General features: G+C 63.1%; 13 protein-coding genes. 8 read left to right on the plus strand and 5 right to left on the minus strand.

Annotation, left to right across the window (positions count from 1 at the left end; genetic code table 11):
• Window positions 1-118: 118 nt before the first annotated feature.
• Both ispA and BLR26_RS06355 read right to left on the minus strand, forming a co-directional pair.
• Window positions 119-1,006 (minus strand): (2E,6E)-farnesyl diphosphate synthase, encoded by an 888-nt coding sequence (ispA, locus tag BLR26_RS06350; RefSeq protein WP_093379067.1) that lies wholly within the window; start codon window positions 1,004-1,006, stop codon window positions 119-121.
• A complete protein-coding gene (locus tag BLR26_RS06355; protein WP_045199952.1) occupies window positions 1,003-1,245 on the minus strand; it encodes an exodeoxyribonuclease VII small subunit in 243 nt (80 codons plus the stop codon). The genes ispA and BLR26_RS06355 overlap by 4 nt, the downstream gene beginning before the upstream one ends.
• Window positions 1,246-1,488: 243 nt before the next feature.
• Between BLR26_RS06355 and BLR26_RS06360 the strand changes: the two genes are divergently transcribed.
• From BLR26_RS06360 to BLR26_RS06370, 3 genes are read left to right on the plus strand one after another with little or no spacing between them, the layout of a single operon-like run.
• Entirely contained in the window at window positions 1,489-2,892 is a 1,404-nt protein-coding gene (locus tag BLR26_RS06360) for an MBOAT family O-acyltransferase (RefSeq protein WP_045199950.1), read from the plus strand.
• The gene (locus BLR26_RS06365) at window positions 2,879-4,012 is read left to right on the plus strand and encodes an SGNH/GDSL hydrolase family protein (RefSeq protein ID WP_093379070.1); all 1,134 of its coding nucleotides are present in this window, start codon (window positions 2,879-2,881) and stop codon (window positions 4,010-4,012) included. Before BLR26_RS06360 ends, BLR26_RS06365 begins: the two co-directional genes overlap by 14 nt.
• Window positions 4,012-5,217: an SGNH/GDSL hydrolase family protein gene (locus BLR26_RS06370; RefSeq protein ID WP_093379073.1), complete on the plus strand. Its 1,206-nt coding sequence runs from the start codon at window positions 4,012-4,014 to the stop codon at window positions 5,215-5,217. Before BLR26_RS06365 ends, BLR26_RS06370 begins: the two co-directional genes overlap by 1 nt.
• A gap of 244 nt (window positions 5,218-5,461) precedes the next feature.
• On the opposite strand, the gene BLR26_RS06375 is transcribed toward BLR26_RS06370, so the two are convergent.
• Window positions 5,462-6,550, minus strand: coding sequence for an alpha/beta hydrolase (locus BLR26_RS06375; RefSeq protein ID WP_093379076.1), 1,089 nt, complete (start codon window positions 6,548-6,550; stop codon window positions 5,462-5,464).
• Window positions 6,551-6,620: 70 nt separating this feature from the next.
• The gene (gene rtcR, locus BLR26_RS06380) at window positions 6,621-8,213 is read right to left on the minus strand and encodes an RNA repair transcriptional activator RtcR (RefSeq protein WP_093379079.1); all 1,593 of its coding nucleotides are present in this window, start codon (window positions 8,211-8,213) and stop codon (window positions 6,621-6,623) included.
• 596 nt (window positions 8,214-8,809) lie between these two features.
• On the opposite strand from rtcR, the gene BLR26_RS06385 reads away from it, so the two are divergent.
• The 5 genes from BLR26_RS06385 to BLR26_RS06405 are packed head-to-tail and all read left to right on the plus strand — an operon-like array spanning window position 8,810 to window position 13,475.
• The gene (locus BLR26_RS06385; protein WP_093387259.1) at window positions 8,810-9,955 is read left to right on the plus strand and encodes a slipin family protein; all 1,146 of its coding nucleotides are present in this window, start codon (window positions 8,810-8,812) and stop codon (window positions 9,953-9,955) included.
• A 54-nt stretch (window positions 9,956-10,009) separates the two neighbouring features.
• Window positions 10,010-11,215: an RtcB family protein gene (locus BLR26_RS06390; RefSeq protein WP_093379082.1), complete on the plus strand. Its 1,206-nt coding sequence runs from the start codon at window positions 10,010-10,012 to the stop codon at window positions 11,213-11,215.
• Between the two features lie 13 nt (window positions 11,216-11,228).
• On the plus strand, window positions 11,229-12,026 hold the full coding sequence (locus BLR26_RS06395; protein WP_093379085.1) for a nucleotidyltransferase domain-containing protein: 798 nt from the start codon (window positions 11,229-11,231) through the stop codon (window positions 12,024-12,026).
• Between the two features lie 50 nt (window positions 12,027-12,076).
• The gene (locus BLR26_RS27425) at window positions 12,077-13,108 is read left to right on the plus strand and encodes a hypothetical protein (RefSeq protein ID WP_093379088.1); all 1,032 of its coding nucleotides are present in this window, start codon (window positions 12,077-12,079) and stop codon (window positions 13,106-13,108) included.
• 58 nt (window positions 13,109-13,166) lie between these two features.
• Complete coding sequence (locus tag BLR26_RS06405) at window positions 13,167-13,475, plus strand: hypothetical protein (protein WP_093379091.1); 309 nt, start codon at window positions 13,167-13,169, stop codon at window positions 13,473-13,475.
• Here the strand turns inward: BLR26_RS06405 and BLR26_RS06410 are convergent.
• On the minus strand, window positions 13,434-14,336 hold the full coding sequence (locus BLR26_RS06410; protein WP_093379094.1) for a DMT family transporter: 903 nt from the start codon (window positions 14,334-14,336) through the stop codon (window positions 13,434-13,436). The two genes, BLR26_RS06405 and BLR26_RS06410, sit on opposite strands and share 42 nt — an antisense overlap.
• Window positions 14,337-14,433: the final 97 nt, after the last annotated feature.

The raw sequence follows: 14,433 nt of genomic DNA on the forward strand, positions 1-14,433 counted from the left end.
AAGTGGCGGCAGTTTACCTTATTGCGGTGTTGGCTGCCCATTTGAGCTAATCGCGGGGCAAGCCCGCTCCTACAGTGATCGCTGTGGGAGCGGGCTTGCCCCGCGATACCCGCGCTGCTTAGTTACGGCGCTCGACGATGTACCGCGCAAGTTCGCGCAGCGGCTCGGCTGCCGCGTCAAACGGACGCAGGGCATGCAGGGCCTGGTCGCGCAGTTCCAGGGCGTAGGCCTTGGCTGCCTCGAGGCCGAGCAGGGCCGGGTAGGTCGGCTTGTCGCGGGCGATGTCGGCGCCCTGGCGCTTGCCCAGGGTGGCGGTGTCGCTCTCGACGTCGAGGATATCGTCCTGAACCTGGAAGGCCAGGCCGATGGCCTGTGCATAGGTTTGCAGGGCCTTGAGCTGGGTCTGGTCGGCGCGGGCGCTGGCCAGGGCGCCGAGCTTGACGCTGGCTTCGATCAGCGCGCCGGTCTTGTGCCGGTGCATGAACTCCAGCGCCGTCTGGTCGAGCTTGAGGCCCACCGAGCCCAGGTCGATGGCCTGGCCGCCGACCATGCCGGCAGGCCCTGCAGCCAGCGCCAGGGTCTGGACCATGGCCAGGCGGATGCTGTCTTGCTGCGGGCTCAATTGCGGGTCGAGCAGGGCGCTGAAGGCCAGGCTCTGCAAACCGTCGCCAGCGAGGATCGCGCAGGCTTCATCGAAAGCCTTGTGAGTGGTCGGCTGGCCGCGGCGCAGGTCGTCATCGTCCATCGCCGGCAGGTCGTCGTGCACCAGCGAGTAGGCGTGAATCAATTCGACCGCGCAGGCCGCGCCGTTGGCCTGCTCCGGTGCAGCACCGAGGGCCTGGCAGGCGGCATAGGCGAGCAGCGGGCGTACCCGTTTGCCGCCATTCATGACGCTGTAGCGCATGGCCTCATAGAGGCGGCTGAGCTCAACCGAGGGGGCGATGAACAGGTGTTCGAGGGCGGCGTCGACCCGCGCCTGGCAACTGGCCTGGTAGGCGGCGATCATTCCGGCTGTTCCGCATCGAAAGGCTCGGCCGCCAGTTCGCCATCGCGCTCGAGCAGCACCTGGACCTTCTGTTCGGCCTGGGCCAGCGCGCTCTGGCAGTCGCGGGTCAGGCTGATGCCTTGCTCGAAGGCAGTCAGCGAGTCTTCCAGCGACAGCTCGCCGTTCTCCAGGCGCTCGACCAGGACCTGCAGGTCGGCGAGGGATTGCTCGAAATCAATGGAGGCTTTTTTTCGGGCCATGGCGGCTGTCTCGGTGGCAGTATAAACGGCGCGACACTAGCAGAGCGGGGCGGGGGGAGCAAATCGATAGGGTCGATCTTTCGTCGCATTCTGTTGCACAAAGGCCCACGGTGAAGTCTTGATTTTTCTACAGGGCTCGCATTGTGAGGGCTTGTGGCTCTCTGCCATAATCGCGCCCGCTTTGCCCCGCGGCTCTGCGGCGGTAACGCCTCCTATTTCTGTTGTCACGTAATGGACTACGTTGTGAGCTTCCTTTCGATCGAGTTCGGCCTCTGCTTCACACTGTTTTTCATCGTTTACTGGAGCCTGTGCTGGAGCGTTCGCTTGCAGAACGTCCTGCTGCTGGCCGCCAGTTACGGCCTGGTGGCCAGTTTCAGCTTCAACTCCCTGTACATCCTGCTGGGCTACAGCGCCCTGGTGTATCTGCTCGGCCTGGTCGGTGAGCGTTATCCCGGGCGGCGCTTCAGCTATTTGTTGGTGTTGCTGCTGGTGCTGGGCTGTTTCTACCTGTTCAAGTACCAGGAGTTCTTTGTCGGCGGCGTGCAGGGCGCCCTGGCCAGTGCCGGGCTGGACGTGTCGCTGCCGGTGCTGGAAGTGCTGGTGCCGATCGGCCTGTCGTTCTACGCCTTTCACTCGGTCAGCTACCTGGTGTCGATCAACCGCCGCGAGATGCCCTCGGCTTCGCCGTTCGACCTGGCCCTGTACCTGGCGTTCTTCCCCAGTCTGATCGCCGGCCCGGTCAACCGCGCCAGCCACATGCTGCCGCAGATTCGCACGAGTACTATCCGTGAAGTGCTGGAGCCGCAACGGGCCCTGGGGTTGATTGCCCTGGCGGTGGTCAAGCTGTTCTTCTGCAGTGCCTGGCTGGCCAGTGAGTGGGTTGACCCGGTGTTCGAGACGCCGGGCAGCTATTCGCCCGAGCAGATACTGCTGAGCGTGTATGGCTACAGCTTTCTGATTTATTTCAACTTCAGCGGTTACACCAACCTGGTCACCGGCATTGCCTTGCTGCTGGGCTTTCGCCTGCCCGACAACTTCAATGCGCCTTATGCCGCGCACAACCTCAAGGAGTTCTGGGGCCGCTGGCACATCAGCCTGTCGCTGTTCATTCGCGACTATGTCTACATTCCGCTGGGCGGCAATCGCCAGGGGGTGTGGCGCGGCAACCTGAACATGCTGCTGGCGATGCTGATTTCCGGCCTGTGGCACGGGGCGAGCATCAACTTCATCATCTGGGGGGCGCTGCATGGTATTGGCCTGGCGCTGTACAAGGCTTCGACCTACATCCTGCCGCAGCCGATGCGCTGGCCGGGCGCCGGCCTGGCGGCGCGCCTGCTGACCTTCCACTACGTGGCCTTCGCCTGGATCTTCTTCCGTAGCGCCAGCCTTGATGAAGCCATGGACATGCTCGCCGGTATCGGCGGCTTGAGCCTGGATGGATTGTTCTCCAGTACCGGCCTGCTGTTGCTGGCGAGCGTGTTGTATGTCGCCGTCTACCCGCAGTTGCTGGTGCTGCTGCGCCAGTTCTTTGCTACCACCACGCGCTTGCCCTGGCAGCTGTATCCAATACCGCTGGGGTTGTTCATTTCCTTGGTCATTTTTGCTTCGCAATCGGGCGTACCGGGGTTCATCTATGCAAGCTTCTAATGCCGGTCGTTTGCTGTCGTCGCAACTGGGCGCGGCCAAGGCTTTCTACGCCGTTGTCATCACCACGCTGTTGCTGTTCTGGCTGAACCAGGATTCGATCAGCCTGTATTGCCAGCAGAAGTATCACCAGAGCTGCGAGCTGCCGGTACTTGGCCAGAGCCCGGCCTGGCGCATGGGCGGTAACCTCACTCATACCCTGGGCGATGCTCGCGACAGCTTTATCGACAGCCTGGAAAAACGTAGCGAGCAGGTGCTGGTGGCCAAGGTTGAGACCAACGACACCGTGGAGCTGCCAGCGCCGATTCCTGTGGTCCCGGTGCACCTGGACAAGCCGCCCGTTCCGGCTCACCCGGTGCCAGTCAAGGTTGCGACAACGTCTGCGCCTGTGCCGGCAACAGTGGCTACGCCAGTGCCGCAACCCGCAGCGCAAGTTGCCCAGGCACCTTTGCAAGCCGGCACCGTGGTGTCCCTGGCGGCGGGTGACGAAGTCTTCCTGGTCGGCGACTCACTGATGCAGGGCGTCGCTCCGCACCTGGCCAACAGCCTGCGCAAGCGTTACCAGATCAAGAGCGTCAACCTCAGCAAGCAGAGCACCGGCCTTGCCTATCCCGGTTTCTTCAACTGGCCGCAGACCGTGGCCAAGACCCTGGAAAGCGAGCCGAACATCCGCCTGATGGTGATCTTCCTCGGCCCCAACGACCCCTGGGACATGCCCCAGGGCAAGGGCAAGCCGTTTTTGCGCTTCAAGTCGCCGGAGTGGGAAGTCACCTATCGCCAGCGTATCGACTCGATCCTCGACCAGGCCCGTGAGCACAATGTGCAGGTGATCTGGGTCGGGCCGCCGAACATGCAAAAGCCCAAGCTGTCTACGGCCATGGCTTACCTGAGCGGGCTGTACGAGCAACAGACCGGCCTGTATCAGCAGCATTACGTTTCGGCCAACCCGGTCCTGGGTTACAACGACGACAGTTTCTCCTATACCTTGCAGAACGCTCAGGGCAAACGGATCAAGACCCGGGTCGATGACGGCATCCATTTCACTACCACCGGACAGAAGCTGATCTCGGAACGGATTCTCTCGTTGATCGCCTTTCCCGGCCTCACTGTAACGGGACACTGATGCCTCGACTGCACAACATTCTGGGGTTGGCCCTGCTGATCTGCGCGTTGCCGGGCTGTAGCCCGGTGGCGGCGGTCAACACCTCGGCCAAGCCTGCCAATACGGCGGCCAAGGCCCCGGCCAGCCGCGTCGACGGCAACCTGGCGGTACTGGCGGGCAAGTTCAAAAACGCCAACCGCGCACCGGTCAACATCATCCAGTTCGGCGATTCGCACACCGCTGCCGACCTCTTCAGCGGCGAGATGCGCCGCCTGCTGCAGGCGCGTTATGGCGATGGCGGTATCGGCCTGATTGCCGCCACGCCGGTGCCCGGCACCCGCTACGACCAGGTGATCCTGAAAACCGCCAAGCGCCAGTGGGAGCTGGTGTCGGCGCGCAACCAGCAGAGCACGCAATTCCCGCTTGGCGGTTACCTGTCGGTGCCGATGGCGGCCAACCCCAGCGTGCGCATCGAAGCCCGCGAGCCTACGGCGCAACGCTATCGGGTGCAGGCGCTGTACCAGGCGCGGGAAAACAGCACCCTGGTGCTGCGCGATGGCCGTGGGCGCAACCAGCGCCTGCTGGCGGCCACCGGCGGGCAGTGGCGCTTCGGCCCGCAAGTCAGCAACCTGGCTCTGCCGCTGGACCTGAGCGTCAGCAACCGCCCCGGCACGCTGCTGGGTGGCTGGTATATCCAGGGCCAGAAGAATGCCGGGGTGATCTACTCGGCGCTGGGCATCAATGGCGCTCGCCTGGAAGTGCAGGACAAATGGCAGGCCGGCTGGCAGGACAACCTCAAGACCCTGCGCCCCGACCTGGTGATTCTCGCCTACGGCACCAATGAAGCCTTCGATGACACCCTCGATCTTGGCCTGTACCAGACGCAACTGCGCAACACCCTCAAGCGCCTGCGCCAGGATCTGCCGCGCGCGGTGATATTGCTGGTCGGCCCGCCGGACTCGATCAAGCAGCGCAAGGCTCGTAGCTGCAGTGCGCGCCAGCCGCAGCAACTGGCCCAGGTGATCCGCATCCAGCGCCAGGCGGCCAAGCAGGCCAATGCGCTGTTCTGGGACTGGCAGGCGTACATGGGCGGGCAGTGCTCGATTGTCGGCTGGCAGGCGTCGGGCCTGGCCCGTGGTGATCTGGTGCACCTGACGGCTGATGGCTACAAGAAAAGCGCGGCCGGCCTGCACGAGTTTTTGCGCAACCAGCTGGGCTTGAAGTAGGGCAGAAAAAAGTAGAGGCGGGGACGACTCAGGGTTGGCTTGCGGCGCCCCATGAAGTCGTCTTCCCGCCCCTTAACAGAGGCAAACCCGGGGGCGTGCAACCGCCCCCGCTCAGCACGATGCGACTGCCTTGAATCAGTCGCGGTTCATTCCTCTGCATTCACCTTAGTAGCTGTGTGCGGGGCTGTAAATTTTCTCGAACAGATTATTTCTCAGGTGCTTTCCGGGGCTGCCTGGCGCGCACTCAAAGGCCCAGGGCGTAGTCCAGGTAGCCTGGGTAGGCCTTGCGCCAGTCGTCCTGGAAGGTGTGGCCTTCAGGGTGTTCGTGGCTCTGCACCTTGTTGTTGCTGGCGAAGGCTTTTTCGGTGGTGGCGGTCAGTTGCAGGTTGCTTTCATGCTCCTGGGCGCCGTGGACCACGACCAGGCGCTTGTCCTTGGCCTTCTGCACGGTGAACGGGATCTTGAAGCCGCCCGGCGACAGCAGCACCGCGCCGCTGTAGTTCTGCGGGTACTGGGCGATCAGGTGGGCGGCGTGTTCAGCACCCTGGGAGAAGCCGATCAGGGCGACTTTCGAGCGGTCGATGCGGGTGTCTTTTTCCAGCTTCTTCAGCGCTGCGGCCACCGCTTGTTCGGTCGGCTCGACCGACTGTTGCTGCCACATGAACTGATGCTCGTCGCGCTTGAGGGTACCGTTCAGGGCCACCAGCACGGCCTTGTCGCCGACCAGGTCGGCGCGCATGTTGGTGCCCTTGACGCCTTCGGTGCCAAAGCCTGCCAGCCACACCACCACCGGCCAGCCGCCAGCCGGGGCCTTGCCTTCAGGGATGCTGAAGGCGGCGAGGCCGGCGTCCTTGGCCTGGGTCGGGTAGTTCTTCTCGGCCGCTTGCAGCAGCTTCTGGTAGGCCGGGTCGTTTTTCATCGGCTCCAGTTCGTCGTCTTCCTTGAGGATCACCGCTTGCCAGAAGCCGCGCTCGCGGGCCTCGTCGAGGTATTGCGCGGCCAGTTCCGGGCTGTCCATGGACGACAGCGCGGCAGCGGCCTGGTACGCGGCGAAGGCGTTCTTCGGGTCGAGGCGGGCGGCGGTCAGGTAGAAGGCCAGGGCGCCGGCATAGTTGTCGTGCTCGCTCTTCTCTTTGTCACCGGCATCCATGAACTCGGCCGGGGTGGCGTTGTTGAGGTACAGGTTGGCCATGGCGGCCATGCCTTGCCAGCGGCCTTTGTGCAGGGCCTGGTCGGTGGCCTCGTCGGCGAAAGCAGTGGTTGCGGTGAGGCTGAGGCCGGCCAGCAGGCCGAAGGAGCAGAGGTGCAGGCGGGTCGCTGTCAGCAATGACATGGCCGAGAGTCCTTTTTCGGTAGTGCTCGGCCAGGTGCGGCCGAAGAGGGCGCGGATTCTAGCACCCTGTTCAGCCCTTGAGTTGATTCCAGTCCAGGCCAAAGCGTGCCAGGTATTTGCGCAAACGGTCGGCGTCATTGGGCTTTTCTTTTTCCAGGCGCGAGACATCGAACAACTGGCGCCCGGCCTCGGACAGTGTGCGGGCGTTGCCGCACACCTTGAGTACCGCCTGCAGTTGCAGACGGTCGAACTGGTCAAGGGCCTGGTCGCCGAGCAAGGCGTCGAGTGGGTCGGCACCTTGCTCCAGGCCCCAGGCGTGTTGCAGGCGCTCGATTTCTTCCAGTACCAGCGGCTCGTCGATACGGCCGCTGTCGGCGAGGGTGGCCATGCGCGTGATCGACGCCGACAGCTCGCGAAAGTTACCGGTCCAGCGCGCTTGCGGCGAGTTGGCAAAGGCCAGGTAGCGGCGCTTGGCTTCGAGGTTGAAGCGCACCTGGCGGTTCTGTTCGCGGGCATGGCGCTGCAGTTCGAAATCGATGTTCGGCTCGATGTCTTCGCGGCGCCCTGCCAGGCCTGGCAGGGCGAAGGTCCAGAGGTTGATGCGCGCGTACAGGTCTTCGCGAAACAGCCCTTCGGCGACCCGGCTGCGCAGGTCGCGGTGGGTGCCGGCGATCAGCTGGAAGTCGCTCTCTACCTCACGGTCCGAGCCCAGCGGGAAGAAGCGTTTTTCTTCGATGGCCTTGAGCAGCATGGCTTGTTCATCAGCGCCCAGTTCGCCGATTTCATCAAGGAACAACATGCCGCCATCGGCGGCGCGCAGTAGACCTTCGCGGGCGTTCTGGGCGCCGGTGAAGGCGCCTTTGCTATGGCCAAACAGTGTCGACATGGCGCCGTCGCCGCGCAGGGTGGCGCAGTTCACTTCAACGAAGCGTCCCTCCAGCTGATGGCGGCCGCGCTTGAGCTCATAGATGCGCCGGGCCAGGAACGACTTGCCAGCGCCGGTCGGGCCGACCAGCAGCATCGGTGCCCGTGAGCGCAGCGCCACCCGCTCGATCTGCTCGATGGAGCGGTTGAAGGCGGCGTTGCGGGTGGCGATGCCGGCCTTGAGAAAATTCAGGCTGTCGGCCTGCTCGCGCTGAAAGCGCGATGCGATGTGGTCATAGCGCGACAGGTCGAGGTCAATCAGCGTGCTGGTGCCGGCCGGGTCGGCGATGTCTTCCTTGCCGCGCGCTGGCGAGGTCTGGATCAGCCGCGCCGGCAGGTAGCGCGCCTCGGTCAGCAGGAACCAGCAGATCTGCGCCACGTGGGTACCGGTGGTGATATGCACCAGGTAGTCCTCGTGCTCGGTATCGAAGGGGTAGGCGCTGGAAAAGTCGTGCAGCGCGCCATAGACCTCCTCGAAGTCCCAGGGGTTACGCAGAACCATCGGCTGCAAACGCACCTCGGTGTGCGGCGAGATGCTCTGGATATCTTCGCGAATGCGCTCGGCCAGGCCCAGGTCGCGAGCGCTGGTGCCGTGGATCAGCTCCAGGCGGTCGATGGGGGTTTGTGCCTGCTGGCACAGGCTGATGGTCGGCCGCCAGCGCTGCCAGCGCGCCGCGCCTTTGCCGTTGCGATCCAGGGTGGTGCCGAGAAAGCCGATGGCGACGCTGCGCTTGCTCATTGCTGTTTAGCTCAAGAGATAAATGTGTATCTCATAATATATAAAAATCTTGTCTGGTGTGGGCTGAGAAAACTCATGGTTTTTTGTTGGTAAAAATAAAAACCTTATAAATCAATATGATAAGAGTTAATTTTGGACCTTATTCAAAACCTGGCACGCCCCTCGCAATATCTTCCCCGACCGCATCGCCAAGCTGGCCAACGGGACGGGGTTTATGTCCCCGCCGGTGCACGAGCCCACCCCTGGTGTAGGTGTCGTGCATGCCGCCGCCGCAACGTGCAGTCGATAGCGTGGCTCCTCACGGAGACGCTGGTCTCGAGGCCTGACTCGAACCTTACATACCCTCCAAGGTATTCGAATGTTGTACCCGCCGGTGGGGCGTAGCCAGGCAAGGCTGCAAGGTGCGCACGGAGCGCACACGCCCACCGCCGATTTGCCCGGCTTGCCGGCCGGGCCCGGAGCAAGGCAGTTGCCGCACCGCAGGATGCGGTCAGTGGACAGGAAGTCCCGACAACGGCCTCCTCCGGGCCACGCCCGCAACGCTCGGCGCTTTGGCAACACCGGCACCAAGGACTTAATTGCACAGGATGATCAAGATGAAACTGTTGAAACGCTTTATCGTGAAAAAGAACGAACGCGGCCTGCTGTTCTGCGAAGGCGACTTTGTGTCGATCCTCGAACCTGGCGTGCACAAGCGTTTCGACCTGCACAACCGGCTGACGGTAGAAACCTTCAGCCTCAATACTTCGCTGTTCGAACATCGCCTGGCGGGCTACCTGCGTCAGAGCGAGCCGGCCTTGGTCGAGCAGTATTTCGAGCGCATGGACCTGGCGGAAAACGAAGCCGGCCTGCGTTTTGAGGACGGTGCCCTGGTCGAATTGCTGGCTCCGGGCAGCCGCCAGCTGTACTGGAAGGGCCAGAGCGCGCAGACCCTGCAGCGCATCGACCTGAGCCAGACCTATCGCCTGGATAGCGCCCTGGTAGCCCAGCTCAACCAGCCTAAACTGCGCGGTCGCAGCCTGGCCGGGCTGGATGCGGTGTTGCTGGCGGCGGTGCCGGCGTTCCATGTCGGTGTATTGAAGGTCGATGGCGTGGTGGAAGAGTTGCTGGGTGCCGGGCAGTACGGCTTCTGGCGCTTCAACCGTCAGGTGAGTGTCGAGTTGGTCGACATGCGGATCCAGGCCATGGAAATCAGCGGGCAGGAAATTCTCACCCGCGACAAGGTCAGCCTGCGCCTGAATCTTGCTGCCAACTGGCGCTACAGCGATGTGCTCGGTGCGTTCGCGCAGTTGAGCAAACCGCTGGAGCATCTGTACCGCGAGGTGCAGTTCGGCCTGCGGGCGGCGGTGGGTACCCGCACCCTCGATGAACTGTTGGAAAACAAGCAGTTGATCGACGATTCGGTCAGCCAGTACCTGCAGGAAAAACTCGCTGGCAGCGGCATCGAAGTCAGCGGCCTGGGGGTGCGCGACATTATCCTCCCAGGCGAGATGAAAACCCTGCTGGCGCAGGTGGTGGAGGCAGAGAAAGCGGCGCAAGCCAACGTCATCCGCCGCCGTGAAGAGACCTCGGCGACCCGATCGCTGCTCAACACCGCCAAAGTCATGGAAGACAACCCGACGGCCCTGCGCCTGAAGGAACTGGAGACCCTGGAGCGGGTGGCCGAGCGCATCGACCGGATTTCGGTGTTCGGCGGCCTGGATCAGGTGTTGAATGGACTGGTCAGCATCAAGGCCGGATGAGCGTTGCCGGGCTCAAGCAGCCCGGCAGCAACAGATAAAAATGGAAGTACCGACATGAACATACTCGAAGTGGCCGGCGGCAAGCCGATCAAGCTCTGGACCGACGGCGTCCCGGTGGACGAGGGCGCCCGTGAGCAACTGCTGAACACCGCGAAGATGCCGTTCATCTTCAAGCACCTGGCGGTGATGCCCGATGTGCACCTGGGCAAGGGCTCGACCATCGGCAGCGTGATCCCGACCCTGGGCGCGATCATCCCGGCGGCGGTTGGCGTCGACATCGGCTGCGGCATGATTGCCGCGCGCACCTCGCTGACCGCCAGCGACCTGCCGGACAACCTGCACGGCCTGCGCTCGGCGATCGAAAAGGCTGTGCCCCACGGCAAGACCTTCGGCCGCCGCGACCAGGGCGCCTGGGACAGCGTGCCGGCCATGGCCGACCGTGCCTGGCACGACCTGGCGGCGCGCTTCAAGGCGATCACCGACAAGTACCCGAAGCTTGAGAAAACCAACAACCGCCAGCACCTGGGCACCCTCGGCGGCGGCAATCATTTCATCGAGGTTTGCCTGGATGAAGCCAACCGCGTCTGGTTCATGTTGCACAGCGGTTCACGCGGGGTCGGCAATGCCATCGGCAACCTGTTCATTGAACTGGCCCAGGCCGACATGCGCCAGCACATCGCCAACCTGCCGGACCGCAACCTGGCCTATTTCGAAGAAGGCAGCCGGCACTTTGCCGACTACGTCGAGGCGGTGGAGTGGGCTCAGGATTTCGCCCGGCAGAACCGTGCGCTGATGATGCACGCGGTGATCGCCGCTACACGCAAGGTGCTCGGCAAACCCTTTGAGGCCAACCTCGAAGCGGTCAACTGCCACCACAACTATGTGCAGCGCGAGCATCACTTTGGCCACGACGTGCTGGTCACCCGCAAGGGCGCAGTGTCGGCGCAAAAGGGCGAGCTGGGGATTATTCCCGGCTCCATGGGCGCCAAGAGTTTCATCGTTCGTGGCCTGGGCAACGAAGAGGCGTTCTGCTCCTGCAGCCATGGCGCCGGGCGGGTGATGAGCCGTACCCGGGCCAAGCAGGCGTTCACCGTTGAGGATCAGCGCCGCGCCACTGCCCATGTCGAATGCCGCAAGGACAAGGACGTGATCGACGAGATCCCCATGGCCTACAAGGACATCGACGCGGTGATGCAGGCCCAGCGCGAACTGGTGGAAGTAGTGCACACCCTGCGTCAGGTGGTGTGCGTAAAGGGATAGGAAGGGATACACCATGAACAAGGAAGACCGTCACCCACTGCCGGGCGCCATGCGCGAGTGGGTGCTTGAAGAATTGCGCCGGGTCGAGCTTGAACACGATGTGCGCGTGCTCTACGCCTGCGAATCCGGCAGCCGTGCCTGGGGCTTTGCCTCCACCGACAGCGATTTCGACGTGCGCTTCATCTACGTCCCGCGCCAGGACTGGTACCTGCGTGTCGACGAGCCGCGCGACGTGATCGAACGGCCGCTGACCGACGAGCTGGACATCAGCGGTTGGGAGTTGCGCAAGACCCTGAAGCTGCTGCGCAACTCCAACCCGACCCTGCTCGAATGGCTCGGCTCGCCGCTGGTGTATCGCGCCGAGCCCGGTGCGGTCGAGTCGCTGCGGGCGCTGGCGCTGAACTTCTACAGCGCCCGGGCGGCGCGGCATCACTACTTGTCGATGGCGAAAAAGAACCACCGCGACTTTCTCCAGGGCGAGCAGGTGCGCTTCAAGAAGTACCTTTACGTGCTGCGTTCGCTGTTGGCGGTGCGCTGGATCGACCTGGGTCTGGGCATGCCGCCGACGGCCTTTGCCGACCTCTTGGCAGGCACCTTGAACGAGCCACAGATGCTTGCCGAGATCGATGAATTGCTGCGCATCAAGCGCCAGGCGGTCGAGGCCGATTACGGGCCGCGACGGGTGGTGCTGCAGCAGTTCATCGACAGTGAGCTGCTGCGTGCAGAAACTTCACCAGCCTTGCCGCGGCTGCGCGGTGATACGCAACAGCTAGATGACTATTTGCGCGATACTGTGCGGCGTTACTCATAGGAGGCGCGCCTTGGCGTGCCTTCCTTGTCGAAAGGACTCGGACCGTTTTCATGCCTGACAGTAAGTACCAACGCCTGCCCCATGCCGGAGACTTCGAGCAAGTCTCTGGCACCGAGATTGTCTACCTGTCGCCCAAACCCTTGCCCACGGGCGTCGAGGCCTACAGCTACCAGCTCCTGCACCGTGATGCCAACGAGGTCTACCTGGACTTCGGCATCGGCCGGGGCAACTTCGAGTTCATGGCCCGCTGCGGCATTGCCGCGGTCATGGGCGTGATCACCAGCTTTGTGATGACGGCGCTGCTCGCGGGCTGGGCACGGCGCAAGTACGAGCCGTTCTGGTCGGGTGTTCTCGACTTTCTCGCCTCGCCGCCGATCTGGGGCTTTATCGGCGCGTTGGCGCTGATGTACGTGTTCATTTTCTGCAAGACCGTGCGCGAGCTCAGAGTCCAGCCGCCGATCCGTTTCAACCGCCAGCGACGCGAAGTGGCGATGGTGCCGAAGAAAGGTGCAGCCCCCCATTATGTGCCGTGGGAAGAGGTTATCGCCTGTGTCTCGGCCGGCAAACTGGTCACCGAATACGCGGTGCTGCCCGAGTTCAAACTGATGATCGGCCTGCGTGACGCCGCCAGCGGTAACGTCCTCTGGCTGACTGTGGCCTGCGGCAGCCTGCGCGCTGCAGTGGCCGAGTGGGAGGCGATTCGCGCCTACATGGAAGAGGGCCCGGCAGCCTTGCCGGCGCCACCGTCAGAAGAATTCGAAGAGGGCACGGTGGCGTTTTTCCACATGGCCCGCCTCGGCTATCGGGAAAATTTCCCGTGGCTGCAGTACGTGTTCGGCTTTCTGTTCGTCCAGGCGTTCGGTGGCTGGACCTTGCCGTGCCATATCTCCAACTGGGTCAACAATCGCCCCAGGGCCCTGTTCCCCAAAGCGGTGCAGGAGTGGTCCCGGCCCTTGCCGGCAGATCAGCATGCGCTCCCCAGTGAGGCGCTGCTTAAAGAAAGTGCCGAGGTACGCGAGGTTTTTTACCGGGGCAAAACCCTGCTGGATTACTTCAAGGTGAAATTTGCCGAGGCGGCCTGACGGTGCGCCGTTACGCAAAGGAGTTGAGCATGAACAAGGACGTGATTCAGAGCGCGGCATGCTGAAGCTGCGCGTGAGAGAACGCTGGCAACGGTTGCAGATAAGCGGCAGCGATCAGGTGGTGATGCTGCTGCTTTCAGTGATGGTCGGCTTGTGCATCGCGGCGGCGTACTGGACGGCCCACCCCAAGTCCGGGTGTATCCGCCTTGGGCGCGGTAATAGCGGGCCGATCAGTTGCGATCCGCAGGTCATTGCCGGTGAAGCGATGAACATCGTGCTGTTCAGCCTGCTGTTCGCGGTACCACTGCTCTACATACTTGGCCGGCTATTGGTGCAACTGTTCAGGCCGTTGAATGCGCCGCCGTGATGGAATGTTCAAGGCCAGCACACTGATCAACACGACCACCGCTGCGACTATCACCATCAGCGAAGGCTGCTCGCCGAGCAGCGAGGCCGCGATCAGCATGGCGCAGGGCGGGATCAGGTACAGCGCCATGGTTGCCCGGCTGACCTGCGTGTGGCTCAGTACAAAGGCCCAGCCCAGGTAGGCCAGGGCGCTGGGAAATACGCCCAGCATCAACACCGCCAGGTCTGCCTGCAGTGGAGCGGCCTTCACGGCGCCGGCCAGGCCCGGCAGATACATCAGCAGCAAGGCGGTGCCGGCCCAGATGGTGTAGCAGACCATGGTCAGGCCGTCGTACCGATGGCCATGAAGTTTCTGCAGGGTGAAGTAGATACTCCACGACAGCGCGGCCAACAGCACCAGCAGGCCGTGGGCGTTCAATGCGCCTGGCCCGTGATCCCCGGCAACCACCATCGCCGCGCCAAGCATGCCCAGCACCAGGCAGCCCCAGTGCCAGGCGCTGGCCTTCTGACGCAGAACAAAACAGCCGATCAACAGGCTGAACAACGGTGTGGATTGCGCCAGCACACTGGATGCCCCGGCACTGATCCCGCGCTGGCCGAAGTTGATCGCCACATGGTGGGCAAACACTGCGAAAAAACCGAGCAGCATCAACAGCGGCAAGTCCTTGAGCCGGGGCAGGCTGATCCCTCGCCACAGTGCGACAAAGGCCATGAATACCGACGCCACGATAAACCGCGCCAAGGCCAGATGGCCCGGTTCGTAGCCTTGCAGGGCGATATGGATGCCCGTGGGTGAGTAGGCCCAGCACAGCACCACGAACAGGGTCGCCAGGACGATTTTCAGGGATTGGGCGCGTGGCATCGCAAGAGGCTCCGGGGGGCTGGGAGCTTCAGTATCAGAAAGGCCTATGCTCACCACAATCGACTTATACTGAGCGTATCGTTCACTTTGGGTGATG

It is taken from the genome of Pseudomonas sp. UC 17F4 (genome assembly GCF_900101695.1).
In the GTDB taxonomy this organism is placed as follows: Bacteria; Pseudomonadota; Gammaproteobacteria; order Pseudomonadales; family Pseudomonadaceae; genus Aquipseudomonas.